The 14,018-nt window shown below is 69.2% G+C and carries 16 protein-coding genes; 11 read left to right on the top strand and 5 right to left on the bottom strand.

The features are described from left to right. Position 1: 1 nt before the first annotated feature. From AB7E03_RS12800 to AB7E03_RS12785, 4 genes are read left to right on the top strand one after another with little or no spacing between them, the layout of a single operon-like run. Positions 2 to 1,195, top strand: coding sequence for a sensor histidine kinase (locus tag AB7E03_RS12800; RefSeq protein ID WP_489941778.1), 1,194 nt, complete (start codon positions 2 to 4; stop codon positions 1,193 to 1,195). Next, positions 1,192 to 1,815 (top strand): response regulator transcription factor, encoded by a 624-nt coding sequence (locus AB7E03_RS12795; protein ID WP_489941777.1) that lies wholly within the window; start codon positions 1,192 to 1,194, stop codon positions 1,813 to 1,815. Before AB7E03_RS12800 ends, AB7E03_RS12795 begins: the two co-directional genes overlap by 4 nt. Before the next feature lie 21 nt (positions 1,816 to 1,836). After that, positions 1,837 to 2,466: a TMEM175 family protein gene (locus AB7E03_RS12790; RefSeq protein ID WP_489941776.1), complete on the top strand. Its 630-nt coding sequence runs from the start codon at positions 1,837 to 1,839 to the stop codon at positions 2,464 to 2,466. Positions 2,467 to 2,482: 16 nt separating this feature from the next. Further along, positions 2,483 to 2,671 carry a hypothetical protein gene (locus AB7E03_RS12785; RefSeq protein ID WP_489941775.1) on the top strand — a complete coding sequence of 63 codons (189 nt, stop codon included), beginning with the start codon at positions 2,483 to 2,485 and terminating at the stop codon, positions 2,669 to 2,671. A gap of 17 nt (positions 2,672 to 2,688) precedes the next feature. Here the strand turns inward: AB7E03_RS12785 and AB7E03_RS12780 are convergent, their stop codons facing one another. Then, positions 2,689 to 2,913 (bottom strand): hypothetical protein, encoded by a 225-nt coding sequence (locus AB7E03_RS12780; RefSeq protein WP_489941774.1) that lies wholly within the window; start codon positions 2,911 to 2,913, stop codon positions 2,689 to 2,691. Positions 2,914 to 3,024: 111 nt separating this feature from the next. Between AB7E03_RS12780 and AB7E03_RS12775 the strand changes: the two genes are divergently transcribed. Genes AB7E03_RS12775 through AB7E03_RS12765 form a run of 3 tightly spaced genes read left to right on the top strand, consistent with a single transcriptional unit; the run spans position 3,025 to position 6,531 of the window. Next, positions 3,025 to 5,934 carry a hypothetical protein gene (locus AB7E03_RS12775; protein ID WP_489941773.1) on the top strand — a complete coding sequence of 970 codons (2,910 nt, stop codon included), beginning with the start codon at positions 3,025 to 3,027 and terminating at the stop codon, positions 5,932 to 5,934. Between the two features lie 41 nt (positions 5,935 to 5,975). After that, the gene (locus AB7E03_RS12770; RefSeq protein WP_489941772.1) at positions 5,976 to 6,188 is read left to right on the top strand and encodes a hypothetical protein; all 213 of its coding nucleotides are present in this window, start codon (positions 5,976 to 5,978) and stop codon (positions 6,186 to 6,188) included. Between the two features lie 22 nt (positions 6,189 to 6,210). After that, positions 6,211 to 6,531 carry a hypothetical protein gene (locus tag AB7E03_RS12765; RefSeq protein WP_489941771.1) on the top strand — a complete coding sequence of 107 codons (321 nt, stop codon included), beginning with the start codon at positions 6,211 to 6,213 and terminating at the stop codon, positions 6,529 to 6,531. A 94-nt stretch (positions 6,532 to 6,625) separates the two neighbouring features. Here the strand turns inward: AB7E03_RS12765 and AB7E03_RS12760 are convergent, their stop codons facing one another. The 4 genes from AB7E03_RS12760 to AB7E03_RS12745 all read right to left on the bottom strand — a co-directional run bounded on the left by AB7E03_RS12760 (position 6,626) and on the right by AB7E03_RS12745 (position 8,236). Continuing rightward, positions 6,626 to 6,817, bottom strand: a complete 192-nt coding sequence (locus AB7E03_RS12760; protein WP_441784150.1) for a hypothetical protein — start codon at positions 6,815 to 6,817, stop codon at positions 6,626 to 6,628. 30 nt (positions 6,818 to 6,847) lie between these two features. Further along, entirely contained in the window at positions 6,848 to 7,195 is a 348-nt protein-coding gene (locus tag AB7E03_RS12755; protein WP_489941770.1) for a hypothetical protein, read from the bottom strand. Then, positions 7,192 to 7,491, bottom strand: coding sequence for a hypothetical protein (locus tag AB7E03_RS12750; RefSeq protein WP_489941769.1), 300 nt, complete (start codon positions 7,489 to 7,491; stop codon positions 7,192 to 7,194). The genes AB7E03_RS12755 and AB7E03_RS12750 overlap by 4 nt, the downstream gene beginning before the upstream one ends. A 76-nt stretch (positions 7,492 to 7,567) precedes the next feature. Further along, positions 7,568 to 8,236: an HAD family hydrolase gene (locus tag AB7E03_RS12745; protein ID WP_489941768.1), complete on the bottom strand. Its 669-nt coding sequence runs from the start codon at positions 8,234 to 8,236 to the stop codon at positions 7,568 to 7,570. 56 nt (positions 8,237 to 8,292) lie between these two features. Between AB7E03_RS12745 and AB7E03_RS12740 the strand changes: the two genes are divergently transcribed. The 4 genes from AB7E03_RS12740 (at position 8,293) to AB7E03_RS12725 (ending at position 14,013) form a co-directional block, all read left to right on the top strand. Next, the gene (locus AB7E03_RS12740) at positions 8,293 to 9,111 is read left to right on the top strand and encodes an SDR family oxidoreductase (protein WP_489941767.1); all 819 of its coding nucleotides are present in this window, start codon (positions 8,293 to 8,295) and stop codon (positions 9,109 to 9,111) included. A 231-nt stretch (positions 9,112 to 9,342) separates the two neighbouring features. Next, on the top strand, positions 9,343 to 12,576 hold the full coding sequence (locus tag AB7E03_RS12735; protein WP_489941766.1) for a beta strand repeat-containing protein: 3,234 nt from the start codon (positions 9,343 to 9,345) through the stop codon (positions 12,574 to 12,576). A gap of 28 nt (positions 12,577 to 12,604) precedes the next feature. Then, entirely contained in the window at positions 12,605 to 13,537 is a 933-nt protein-coding gene (locus AB7E03_RS12730; RefSeq protein WP_489941765.1) for a L,D-transpeptidase, read from the top strand. A 32-nt stretch (positions 13,538 to 13,569) separates the two neighbouring features. Beyond that, positions 13,570 to 14,013 carry a hypothetical protein gene (locus AB7E03_RS12725; protein WP_489941764.1) on the top strand — a complete coding sequence of 148 codons (444 nt, stop codon included), beginning with the start codon at positions 13,570 to 13,572 and terminating at the stop codon, positions 14,011 to 14,013. Positions 14,014 to 14,018 lie beyond the last annotated feature (5 nt).

Here is a 14,018-nt window from a genome sequence, read left to right as displayed (position 1 = left end):
CGTGGCAGAGCGCGTGGACGACCGCTGGTTCGGCGACTGGATCGGATATTCGGCCGCCGCCACGCTCGCGTCGGTGCTGCTGATCCTTGCGAACCCCTTCACCGGGTGGCCACGGACCATCACGTCGGCCGGGCTCGTCCTCGCGCTGTTCCCGGTCTACTGGTTCCTGGCACGGCCGAGCCGGGCGGGCATCCGGGGAAACAGCTGGCGGGCGTGGACATATGTCGCGATCGCGACGCTCGTGTACTTCGCCGCCTACGGGCTGAACAACTGGGCGAACATCGCCCTGTTCATCCTGTCGCCGCAGTTCTTCCTGGTGCTCTCGGCGCTCCCGGCCGCCGCCGTCATCGTCGTGATCAACTTCGGCGGCGTGCTGGTCCGCTGGCTGGTGGGCGACCTCGAACCCGGCGACGTGGCAGGGACCCTTGGACTGACCGTCCTGATCATCGCCGTCTCCATCTACTTCAGCAATCGCATCACGGCGGTGACGAAGGAGAGCAGGGAGCGGGGGCTCCTCATCGACCGGCTGCGCGAGCAGCAGCGCGAGATCGCCGAGCTGTCGGAGCAGCAGGGCGCCGCCGCCGAGCGTGAGCGGATCGCCCGGGAGATGCACGACACGCTCGCGCAGGGGTTCACCAGCATCGTGACGCTCGGACATGCCGTGCAGGGGGAACTCGAGTCGGACCCGGCCGGTGCCCGCCGTCACGTGGAGCTGATGACGGAGACCGCGCAGGAGAACCTGCAGGAGTCGCGCCGGATCATCGCCGCGCTGACGCCGGGCCGGCTCGCAGAGTCGACGTTGGAGCAGGCGCTTGGCCGGGTCGCCGGCCGGTTCGAGGAGGAGACCGGCGTCCCGGTGGCCTTCGACGTCGTCGGCGAGCCACGCGCGGCGCCGCCCGCCGTCGAGGTGGTGGCGCTCCGGGTGTTCCAGGAAGCGCTGGCGAACGTGCGTAAGCATGCGCAAGCGACGACCGTGGATGCGGCCCTCTCGTTCGACGCCGGCTCCCTCGTGCTGACCGTGCACGACGACGGCAGCGGGTTCGACACGGCGGCACCGCGCGACGGCTACGGCATCGACGGGATGCAGGCCCGCGTGCGGGAGGCCGGCGGAACCTTCGAGCTGACGACCGCTCCGGGCACAGGGACGCGACTCAGCGTGCGGCTGCCGGCCGAGCCGATCGAGGTGGCGCCATGATCCGCATTGTGCTCGCCGACGACCATCCCGTCGTCCGGGAGGGCATCCGCGGGATGCTGCAGGGCTACGACGACATCGAGGTGGTCGGCCAGGCCGGGAGCGGGCCGGAGGCCGTGTCGCTGGTGGCCGCGGTCCACCCGGACCTCGTGCTGATGGATCTCCGGATGCCCGGCGGCGACGGAGTGGAGGCGACGCGGGCCATCTCGGCCGCGCATCCCGGCACCCGGGTCGTCGTGCTGACGACCTACGAGACGGATCAGGACATCCTGCGCGCCATCGAGGCCGGGGCGAGCGGCTACCTGCTGAAGGACATCGCGCCGGCGGAGCTCGCGCGGTCCGTCCGGGCGGCCGCCGCGGGCGAGACCGTCCTCGCCACTTCTGCCGCGACCGCCCTGCTCGGCCGGGTGCAGGGCAGACAGGCGGCGCCGGCGCTCTCGGCGCAGGAGGTCAAGGTGCTCCGGCTCGCCGCCGACGGCCGGACCAACGCGGCGATCGGCTCGGAACTGTTCATCGGCGAGGCGACGGTCAAGACGTACCTGAGTCGGGCATACGAGAAGTTGGGCGTCTCCGACCGCACGTCGGCGGTGCGCCGCGCCCTCGAGCTCGGACTGCTCGACTGACGGGTACGGCAGAATGACCGCATGGCGCTGATCAGGACGGAGCGCGGGCTCGACCGGCTCGTGAACTTCTCCGACGCGACCGTGGCCATCGCCATCACGCTGCTGATCCTGCCGCTGGTTGATGCCGCATCGCAGATCGGCCGTGCGTCGTTCGGGCAGTTCATCGACGAGAACTTCTGGGAACTCTTCGCCTTCGTCGTCTCGTTCGCCGTGATCGCCCGATTCTGGGTCGTGCACCACCGCATCTTCGAGACCGTACGCGATTACAACCAGTGGATCGTGTGGTTCAACTTCCTCTGGCTGTTCGCCATCGTGGTCATCCCGTTCAGCGCGAATGTGATCTCGGAAGGCGCCGGCCAGCGACCCGAGGTTTACGCGCTCTACATCGGCAACATGCTCGTCGCCACCGTCGCGACGCGACTGGTCGCCAGCGTGCTGTACCGCAACCCGGAGCTGATGACCCCGGAGGCGCGGGACCAGGTCGACCGGACGCGCGGTCTCGCGGAGGTGATCATCATGGCGGTCGCCTTGGTGCTGGCGATCGTTTTCCCTGCGATCAACCTGTGGTGGCTGTTCCTGCTGTTCCTCGCGGGGCCACTGCACGCACTTCTCCACAGGCTGGTGTACGGCCCTTCCCAGACCACAGCCTGAGGTCTAGCGTCGGGGCATGCGCGTGAAGCCGATATTCTTCCTGGCCGTCATTGCGGTCGCGTACATCCTCGGAGCGCGGGCGGGTCGCGAGCGCTTCGAACAGATCGCCGGCGCGGCGACCGCGTTCTGGAACGCGCCCGACGTCAAGAAGGCGCGCAAGAAGGCGAAGGCTCAGGCCGAGAAGACGCGCAAGCGCCTGTCCTGAGCCACCGCCCTGCCCGATCAGGGCTCTTTGTGGTCGCCCTCGGTGTAGTCGCCCTCGGGCGCGTCGACGGGCTCTTGCACGTCCGTATACGTGCCTTCGGTCGCCTCCTCGGGGCCGACGCCCTCGGTCTCCGTGTACTGACCGTGGACGGTGCGCTCGTGCGGCGCCTCGCCGTCGACCTCGGTGTAGCTGCCCTCGAGGTTCTCGCGTGCATCGCCGTTCGGCTGCTCTGGGTTGCTCATAGCACGGACACTACGCCGTGCGGCCGCCGACCACCACAGTGGGTCGTGCTGTAGCCGCTCGCGGCCCGGCGAGAGTAGTCTGCGGCCGTCACCCGGACGATCGGCGGACCGATGAGCGACGAGGCAGAGGCCCACGAGTGGCCCCATCGCGTGCTGGAGCTGCGCATCCACGGCATCAAGAACACGCCGCCGACGGAGATCCTCGGCCGTGAGCAGAGCGAGCTGCGGCAGACGCAGGGCGACGAGAACGGCGGGTTCTGGTGGGCCCCGGACCAGGACGAGCCGAACCGCGACCCGGATGACGCCCCCGGAATCGTCGACCCGGCCGTGCCCCCGACCGGCGTTCGCACCGAGGCGTACTCGTGGGGTCGGCTGGCGCGGTACGGTTCGGGACCCATCCTGTTCATCGGCCAGCTGTTCGTGCAGGTGGCGTGGCTGCTGCTCGCCCCGTTCGGACTGGCCAATGCCGCGTACTGGACCAGGCGCATCCCGACCCAGCGGCCGGGCGGCGAGTGGGATTCGGGCGTCGGCGGCTCGTCGTTGCGCATCTTCGCTCTCGGGCTGACGCTCCTCTATGTGTGCGCCCTCGGCTCAGTGAGCCTCGACCTGGGCGTGCAGTGCGTCACCGGCGCGGCCTGCACGGCTCTGCCCACTGCATTCACAGACTTCTTCGGCAGCGCACCGCTGAGTTGGCGCGGTCCCCAGTTGTCGATCCTGTCGCTGGTGCCGATCGCTGGGGTGCTCCTGCTGTACGTCGTCTCGCGGCGCGCCCGCAGCCGCTACGAGGCGGCGATCTTCGACGCGGCCGACCGGATGGGCGGTCGCGGTGTCCGCCGGAGCGGGCGTCTGCGGCCGCTGGCGTCCGAGGGCTTCTGGCGCACGGCACGGGTCGGGCCTCCCACCGAGCGGCTGCACCTGGCGGCGGCGTTCCTCCTGGTCGCGCTGCTGCTCGCGTGGGACCGGCTGTTCGCCGGCACGGCGGCGTGCGCGAAGCTGCAGACCTTCGTGTCGGGCGAGTGCCTCGGCGCGGCGGCGGGCTCCGGCGACGTCCTCGCCCTGATCGGCGGCCTCGTCGCCGCGGGGGGTCTCGTCGTCGCGATCGTGCTGGTGGGTGTGTTCGCCGAGACGACGAACACAGGTCAGGAGTCGGTGGACGAGTTCCTGCGCGACCGCCTCCACCGCACCGGCCTGGTCACCGCCTGGGTGCTGATCGTGTCGATCGCCGTGTACGTGTTCGTGGGCGCATCCCTCTGGTTCGGCGGCCAGTACGAGGCGCCGCTGACCGGGACGTTCCTCGGGCTCGCGACCGCGCCCTCCATCATCCTGGGGGTGCTCGTCGCGATCTGCATCTCGGCGCTCGGCTGGCGCCGCGGTGTGCCGCACTGGCTGTCGATCTCGCTGATGACCGTGGCGGGCCTGGCATTTCTGGCCGGCGTCGCACAGAACCCGCCCACGCTGACCAGCGCACCCGGTCCGCTCCGGCTGCCGCTGTTCGCTGTGGCGGCCGTGCTGACGGCCGTGCAGCTGTTCCTCGTCTGGTGGTGGCCGAGGTCGCGGAGCGGCCGACGTGCAGGGCCGCCCGAGCGGTTCCGCGCCGAGGGTTGGGCCGGCATGGGCCCCGGCGTGTGGATGCTGCTCGCGCTCGGCGCCGCCATGCTGCTCTCGACACTGCTGGTCCTGGGCGTTCAGGGCTGGCTGGTGAGCGGGTCGTCGCCGTGCGGCTGCGCCGGCCCGCCGCACGGGGTCCTCCGGCCGCCGATCGTCTACCACAACTTCGGCGACGTCCTGCCGTTCATCGCGATCGCTCTGGCGGTGGTGGCCTTGTTCATCGCGGCCGCGGTGCTGCGCTGGATGCCGCTGCTCACCACGCCCCGCACGCGTGACGGGCGGCGTCCGCTGCTGGAAGAGGTGGATGCGTACCGCGACGGCCGCATCGCCGCGAGCACCACGGCCGACCGCCTTGCGCTGAAGATCCTGCGGGCGCGGCGACTGGCCGCGCTCGTGCACCGCGGCGAGCCCATCCTCGGCATCCTGGCGGGCCTGTTCGCCGTCGGGTTCGTGGTGGCGCTCGCGGTGTCGTACTCGGTGGCGTTCCGCTGGATCGACGGACTGGTCGGGCCGGCCCTCGCGGTGATCGCGGCCGCCATCCTCGCCGTCGTGGTCGAGAACGCGCTGACCGCCAAAGAGCGGCCGATCAGCATCATGTGGGACCTCATGTGCTTCCTCCCGCGGGCCGGGCACCCGTTCGGCCCGCCCTGCTACGCCGAACGCGTCGTCCCCGAGCTGCGGGACCGCGTCACGGACTGGCTGACCCACGACCTGGAGCCGCCCGCCGGCCTCACCCTCGCCGAGCGCCTGAGCTGGCGCGACAACCAGCAGGACGAGGCGCTCGGCGTGGAACGGCCGTTCAGCGTGGTGCTGTCGGCGCACAGCCTCGGCGCCGTGCTGGCCGTGTCCACTCTCTTCACGCTGCGCCCGGACGACGCGAAGCGGCTGCGCAACGTCGCCCTCCTCACCTACGGGTCGCAGCTGCGGGTGTACTTCGGCCGCTTCTTTCCGGAGCTGTTCGGGCCGGACGCCCTCGGAACCCTCGGCTCGCGGCGGCCTCTGCTGGCGAAGGCGGACCCCTGGTTCTCGCAGGTGGAGCTCGACCAGGACGGCGAACCGGTCGTCGTCGTGCCCTCGGGGGCGGACGACCCGTCGCTCACGGAGCTGCTCACGCAGCCGGACGGCTCGGTCGCGTGGATCAACCTGTGGCGCCGCACCGACTACCTCGGCTTCCCGATCAACAGCTACCGGCTCGACGACCGCCGCCCCGACGACCTGGACCGCGGGGCCGACGAGTTCGGGCCTCCGCGCTACCTGGTGAAGGTGGCGACGCATCCGGACTACCAGTCGGCGCCGCAGTACCGCGTCGCGCTGCTCGACCTGATCGAGCGGGTGCAGGCGGGGCCTCAGCCGGGCTCGCAGCAGAATCCCGACTCGCCCGACAACGCTACGCCGGGCGCCGCTCCCGTTTAACCCCCTTGAGCGTCGGCCGGGATGCGGCGTTTCGTAGCATCATGACCGATTCGCGTGACGCACAGGAACCGATCACCGGCAACGACCCCACCAACGGGCTCGCGGGTGATCTCGAGGGCGACGACGGCGGGGCCGTCCAACCCACGGCGGACGGAAACGTGATCGAGGAGCTGATCCCCGACCTCGATGACGCCGGCCGCACGGACGAGGATGCGGATTCCACGACCTCGTACAGCGAAGAGGGCAAGCCGTAAGGCGCCCGGGAAGGAGCGAAGCATGAGCGATACCAGCGGACTGCCGAACACCGACGCCGAGGGCGTCCCCGCCGAGGACAAGCCCGAGCGCTTCGAACAAGGCCAGGGAGCGGACGATCGCGACGCTCAGGCCGCCGAGCCCGCGGAGACCGAGCCCGGTCAGTCGGGGGACGTCTCCGAGCCGGGCGAGACCGGCGTGACGCCCGAGGGCGCCGAGGATGTGACCCCGGCGGGAGGCGGCACCGACCAGGCGGAACCGCCGCCGGCAGACTTCGATCCGGCCGACGAACCGTCGAATCCCGACCTCGTCAGCGGCACCGACGCCAGCGAGCCGCCGGACTGATCCGCTCCCCGACCACCGGCCTGCGCCGGTGACCACGGCCCCGCTCTCCTCATCCCAGGGCGGGGTCGTTGTCTGTGCCGGTTCGGCCAGGTGACTAGGCGGAGGGCCGCCCCGCGAGCCAGCCCGCGCCGACGACCAGCCCGACCACGCAGATCCCGGCGCCCACGCCGAGGGTGGGGACGCCACCGGACCGCGGAAGGATCAGCCCGACCACGAAGAGCAGCGCACCGACGTTGATGAGCACGGCGGAGACCCAGCCGAGCGCCCTGCGCAACGTCGCGTTCATCCGGGTATCGTAGCCCGGCGAGCGGAGCCGCTACTCCTCGTCGATCTGTGCAAGCAGTCGCTTGTCCTCGCGGGCGATGTCGTCGTGGTCGTTCTGGGTCGCGCGGCTCTCCAGCGAGATCACCGCGCAGCGGTGCACTTTCGAGAAGTCGCCGTACGGGAAACTGAAGCGGCCCTTGGTCTCTTCGCTCTTCTCCGGGTCCTCCCCGAGATGCCAGAGCGCGTACTCGTCCCAGCCGTGCTTTTCGATGAAACGGTTCTCGTCGTCCGCGCTCGGCGCGTGCTCGCTCCAGTCGTCGCGCTCGTCCCGGACGACCTTCCCCTGCTCCACCAGCTTCCGCGCCTGCTCGAGGGCCTTCTTGTTCAGCTGGATGGTCATGCTTCGCCCTGGTTGCCGGTCGCCGCGGTCTCCGCGTCGAGCGTCTCATTGATGAGGGATGCGACCAGCATCCGCCAGTCGGACCCCTCGTGCAGGGTCTCGGCGTAGCCGGGCGGCACGGCGCCGAACACCGGCTCGTGCTCCTCTCCCTCGACCGCGACGCGGATCAGCGTCCCCAGTTCGGCGTGCGATTCGTCGAGGACCACCCACACCCCCGCCGTCTTCTTCTCCACGTGGAAGATGCGGCCCCGGTAGGGGTACCGCACGCTGGACATCTCGAGCTCGCTCGCCGACATGGCGACTCCTCTCCTCGGACTCGTCGGACCCTATGGAACGCTCCGGGCGAGCCGTTGGCAAGAGGCCAGTCAGAGGTCAGGCCGAGCGCCGCCCGCTGAGTACCCCGTCGATCCGCGCGAGCAGGTCGGCTGGATCGTCGAACACGGACACCGCCCCGGCCTCCAGCAGCTCCGACGGCCCGACGCCGCCGGAGAGCACCCCGGCGCCGCGGACGTGCGCCCGCGCGGCGGCCATCATGTCCCAGATCGAGTCGCCGATGAAGAGGGCGTCGGAGGGGGCGGCCTCCGCCCGCTGCAGCGCCACCTCGATGATCCCCGGCTCGGGCTTCGCCGTCGCGACGTCGTCGGCATTGGTGGTGGCGTGGATGGCGTCGGCCGCATCCAGCGTGTCCATCAGCAGTTCTAGCTCATCGGCGGGTGCCGACGTCGCGAGCACGACTCTGATATCGCGGGAGGCAAGCTCCCGCAACAGGTCGGCGGCCTGCGCGAAGGCACGGAGCCGCCCCGACTGCTCGAGGTAGTACTGCTTGTGCAGGTCCTTCGCCCGCTCGACGGACTCCTCGTCGCGGTCACCGGCGAGCGATTCCAGCAGGCGTGCCGAGTCCTGGCCGATGCTGCGGTGGATGCGCCAGGTGTCGACCGCAGGCCCGGTTTCGGCGAAAGCGCGGCTCCACGCATCCACGTGGAGGAAGTTGGAGTCGACCAGGGTCCCGTCGACGTCGAAGAGCACTGCGGAGATCGTCATGGCTCCACGACTACCACCCCTTGCGCGCACCCGGCATGGGGTGCACCGTTCCCGGCATGGCTGATCACTCGTATCCGGAACTCACCGAACCCCGCACCGCCATCGTTACCGGCTCCGACTCCGGCATCGGCCGTGCCACCGCCGTCGCCCTGGCGCAGGCCGGGATGGACGTCGGCATCACCTGGCACTCCGATGAGGAGGGCGCCGAGGAGACCGCGCGTCTCGTCCGCGAGGCCGGGCGCCGTGCCGTCGTCACGCAACTCGACACCACCGACGCCCCGGCGTGCGGCGACGTCGTCGACCGGCTCGCCGACGAGCTCGGCGGCTGCGACGTCTTCGTCAACAACGCCGGCCTCAACGGGGGGACGCCGTTCTTCGAGACCGACTGGGAGACCTGGCGGAAGACCGTCTGCGGCGACCTCGACGGCGCTTTCGTCTGCATCCAGCGCATGGCGAAGCGGATGGTGGATGCGGGACGCGGCGGCCGCATCATCGGCGTCACCAGCGTGCACGAGCACCAGCCCAGGGTCGGCTCGGCCGCCTACGATGCGGCGAAGCACGGCCTCGGCGGCCTGCTGAAGACCCTCGCCCTGGAGCTCGGCGAGTACGGCATCACCGCGAACGCGGTCGCTCCCGGCGAGATCTCGACGCCCATGAACGACGCCGAGGACGAGGACCCGCGTGAGGTGCATCGCCCCGGCATCCCGCTCGGCCGCCCCGGCGACGCACGCGAGATCGCCGCGGTCATCGCCTTCCTCGCGTCGCCTGCAGCGTCGTACGTGACCGGCGCCTCCTGGGCGGTCGACGGCGGGATGCTGCAGATGGGCCCGCAGGCAGGATCGCACCTGACCTCCGACGACTGGCGCCGCCTGTAGCCAGCCTCCCATCCGCGCTGCGGCAACTGTCTATCATCGCCGCCCGCGCCCGGCGATGATGCCTTACGAGTAGCTGGTATCGCCGCTGTGTGTCCGCGTCGCCCGGGTTGGTAGTGCCTGAGCCAGGTGAACCTCCCGTTCCGGGGTCGGTGGTGCCCGGGATGGGGTGTGATCACTATGGCGCGTTCGGCAGAAGAACGGGTGCGCCTGCCCCGTCGGTGGAGCACGACGATGATCGCCGCCGCATGTGTCGCCGTGGGCGCACTCGTCGCGACTCTTGTCCTTCCGGAGCACTACGCGAACGCGGCGACGACGGGTGTGTCGACGATCTACAAGACGGCGACGAATACCAGAACGGGGTCGGTTGCGGCGTCATCGGACGCGCCGGGTGGGGCGAAGACCAGCACGGCGAGGCCGAACGACCTTCTGAAATGGGTCGTGAACTATCAGAACAACACGACCGCCAATGCCTCCGTGAACCTGAAGGATGTGATCAGCACAGCCGGCACGTACGTGCCGGGGTCGCTGCAGCTACCTCCGAACCAGAATGCGGCTGGGACGTTCTCGGCGCAGTACTCGACGAACGGAGGAACCAGTTGGGTGACTGGGACGCCTCCGTCGAATGCGAACGGTGTGGGATTCACCGGTACCGCGGTGCCGCAGGGGACCAGGCAGCTGTCCGTCGCGATCCCGAGTCCCGTGTCGACGGTGCTGACGACGTCCGGTGGAGATGGGTACAACGCGGTGACCCGTGGGTCGTTGACGTATGCGGCGTTCCATCACGGCAACGGAAACATCGTGTTCTGCGCTCAGCAGGACGGATCCACCTGCCCGGGTTGGCCCACTGACAGAAATGCGCAGTACTGGTCTTCGGTCGTGGGCACACCGATCGGTACGGGTACGTCGGCGTCGATGATCACTGCTTGGCAGAACGGCACTTGGATTTCGGGCAGCAAGCTGTACTGGTTCATGGGTGCGTTCGATAACAGCAGCACGGGGACGGCGTGTTTGGATCTGTCGACGACGACGCCGACCAGTTGCGGGTACAAGGTCCTGACCTCCAACCCGGTGTCCAATTCGGAGTGGGCGCACATCGGTTCCTCCGGTATCCCGGCTTCGAACGGGAACATTTACGCGGTGGCGACCTCGGGCGCTGTGGGCGGTGTGGGCAACTGGGTGTACGTGTGCATCACCCCCTCGACGGGTGCTTCGTGTGGGACATTGCAGATCCAGTCCGGGGTGACCTCGGGGCAGGCTCCGCAGGCGACCACGTTTGGCAACTTCGTGTTCGCCAGCGTGCAACAGACACCGACCTCGTCCTGGCAGACCTTCTGTTTCAACGCCGGGACGGGTGGGCTGTGTTCCGGGAGTTGGCCGGTGACCAGTTCCACTTCGGCCGCTTTGGGTGGGAACGCGTACGCGCCGGTGCTCTCGACCACGGGGGTGGTGACCGGGGTGTGCACCATCCCGAACGGGGCGGGAAGCAGCCTGGCCTGTTGGAACCTGACCGGGACCCCGTTAGCGGTGAACCCGTATGCCGGAACCGGAGCGAGCTACAACGTGCCGACCAATACGTCGGCGGACGCGTTGCAGGTCGGCACGAAAGTGTACGTATCCATCGGGAACGCGATCACCTGCGTCGATTTCGCATCGTGGAGCGGCACCGGAAAGGTACCTTCCTGCGCCGGTTTCACGCAGCCGACCAACGTCAAGAACTACACCGTCCGCACAGCGGCTTCGATCGCGCCGAACTGTCTGGTCGCCGACGGCGACAGCGGCCAGATCACCTTCTTCAACGCGCTGACCGGCGGAGGCTGTGTTGGAGTCTCCGGGCCGACGACGCTCACGGTGTCGCCGGTGACCTCGTACTGCGGTACCGGTACGGCCGGATTCACGGGATGGGGCACGTTGTCCATTCCCGGGCTGGTCGCCGGAACCTATGCGAACTCCACGGTGACCTTGAGGGACCAGAACAACACCGTCATCACGGGGTTCAACGGGGTAACGCTCGCCGCCGGTGGCACGTTGTCGCTGGCGTCGATTCCCACAACGGTGACCTCGATCACGGCGACGGTGGTGGTGAACGGGGTGAACGACCCGACCGGTGTGACATCTGGTCAGGTGGCGATCAGCTGGTCAGGTCTGCCGCCGGAGATGTGCTTCCAGACCACGGCTCCACCGGTGGCCTGTGACGCCGCGGCGCCGCTGACGCTTTCCAACACCGCGAACGCGGTGACCACGTCCGCGGCGGGAAGCGATGCTCCAGGCGGGAACACCACGGGAACGACGCGATTCACGGTGTCGGCGGATCTTTCGGCCGGCGCAAGCCAGTGCACGATCGGGGTGCGGAAGATCGCGTCGATGCAATCGGCGCGGCCCGGGGACAAGGTTACATACACGGTCTACATCGTCAACCTAGGAAGCCAGTCCTACACCAATGCCACCTTTACCGATGACCTGAGCGATGTCTTGAAGGACGCTACGTACAACGGAGACGCAACGACGGACATCGGAACAGTGTCGTACTCGGCGCCGACGCTGTCCTGGTCGGGCGCACTGCACGGCTCGCCCGATCCAGCAGATACGGCGACGATCACCTACTCGGTAACTGTGAAGAGCCCCGACACCGGCGACCACTCACTCGTGAACACTGTGGTGACCGAAAACCCGGGGACCGGGATCTGCAGTCCCGGTTCCGGCCACCCCAATTGCACCGCGATCGTGTCCGTGTCCGACCTGTCGCTGACGAAGACGGCGAACAGCAGCGGCGTGCAGTCCCCGGCCCGGGTCGGCGACACCATCGGCTACACCTTCTCGGCGACGAACACGGGCGGCACCACCCTTACCGGAGTGGCGATCACGGATCCGCATCCCGGCTTGTCGGCGCTCACCTACACCTGGCCGGGTGTGCCGGGAACGCTGCTCGCGGGCCAGACCGTCACCGCGACCGCGACGTACACGCTGACCCAGGCAGACGTGAACAGCGGAGCTGTGCCCAACAGCGCGATCGCGGCGGGCAACCCGCCGACCGGGCCGCCGGTGACGAGTCCGCCCGCCGGCGCTAACGTGCCCCTCACGCAGGGCCCGAATCTCGCGCTGACCAAGACGGCGAATGCGTCGGGAGTGTCGAACCCGGCAAAGGTCGGTGACGTGATCGGATACACGGTCACGTCGACCAACACCGGCAACGTCACCATGACCGGCGTGACCGTGACCGACCTCCTTCCCGGCCTTTCCTCGCTGATCTACAACTGGCCCGGAACCCCGGGCACGCTCCTTCCCGGGCAGTCCGTGACCGCCACCGCCACCTACAGCCTGACCGAGTCGGATCTGAGCGCCGGACACGTGGCGAACACGGCGACCGCGACAGGACTGTCGCCGAGTGGCGATCCCCTGACCACCCCTCCCGCATCCGTCGACACGCCCCTCGCTCCCGAGCTGGCGCTGCCGACCGTCTCCGGCTGATCCCATCGCGAGAGGAAGGAGCAGGACGTTGACCGACAGCTCCGAGCACCCGCGGCACGACCAGCGGCGGCGAGACCGACGCCGCCTGGCGACCGTCGCGGCTCTCGGTGGCGTCGCTGTCTTGCTCGTCGGTCTGCTGGCGGGGATGACCACCGTGTGGATGCACTCGGGGCATGGCGCCGCCGCTCCCGACTCGCAGGTGGGAGGGGACGCCGTCTCCGCGCAGGTCATCGAGTACAAGGCGCTGTCGCCGGATCGGATCGCCCGGCTGCCGCAGGCGAAGTACGACGCGGTCATTCCGGGGCTACTGCCGTACGCGAGCACGGACGTCCCCGCGGCTTCGACCTCGGCTTACACCGTCTCGACGGACACGCCGATCTTCGACAACGCACACGCTCCGGTCGCCCGGTTCGCCTTCACCGATTTCGCGGGGCGGCCGACCGTGATCGTCCCGGTTCGGGTCGACGGCCCGTGGGCTCTGGTCATGACGCCCGCGCGGCAGATGCTGCCGTCGCAGGCCGACGGGGCGGCACCGGCGCAGACAGCTGGGTGGGTTCGCACGGACGCGCTGCATCGAACGGCCGCGCTCGACCGCCGGGTGGTCATCTCGACCGGCCGGCAGACGGTGAGCATCGAAGACCTCGCAGGAGTGGTGGAGCAGTCGTTCGACGTCGGTGTCGGGGCGCCGGGGACTCCCACACCGACCGGTGTCACCGGGTATCTGCAGGAGCGATACCTCGACGCCGCGCAGGGGGAGGCCACCTATCCGATCCAGCTGACCTCCCTGCACGCCACCGCCCAGGACGAGCCGTACCAGGGGAAGGACGGAGGACTCATCGGGATGCACTACTTCCCGGCGCACAACGGCACTGTCTCGCACGGATGCGTGCGGTTGTCGCAGGATGCGCTCATGGCCATCGACGCCCTCCCGCTGGGGACGAGCGTCACGATCGTCCCGTGAACCAACCGATTCGTGAAGCAACGGATCACATCATGAGAAGCAAACGAACGCTCATCCTCCCGATCGCCGCCGCCGTCCTCGCCCTGAGCGGGCTGGCGGGGTGCACCACCTCGCCGAGCAGCGCACCGTCGACCGGTGCAACGTCGGCGAAGCAGGCCGCTGGCGCGGCGGCCACCGCGGTTCCCACCATCCCGACCGGCACGGGCGTCATCTCGGCCACGAAGATGACCAGCTGCGACACCACCGGCAGCAGCGTGACGGCCAAGGGAACGGTCACGATGCCTCAGGACCGGAAGGGCGATGTGGTGGTCTCGGTCAGCTGGGTCAATTCCAAGAACTCCTCGGTCTACGGACGCGGAGTGACGACACTGAAGGGGCTGAGTGCGGGGGACAAGAAGGACTGGAGTGCCACGGCAACGCTTCCGGCCGGGGCGCAGTCCGTGTCCTGCGTGCTCGGGGCCGTCATCCCGAAGTAGTGCTC

Source organism: Leifsonia sp. RCC_180 (assembly GCF_058138205.1).
This window is presented reverse-complemented; position numbering and strand designations above follow the sequence as displayed.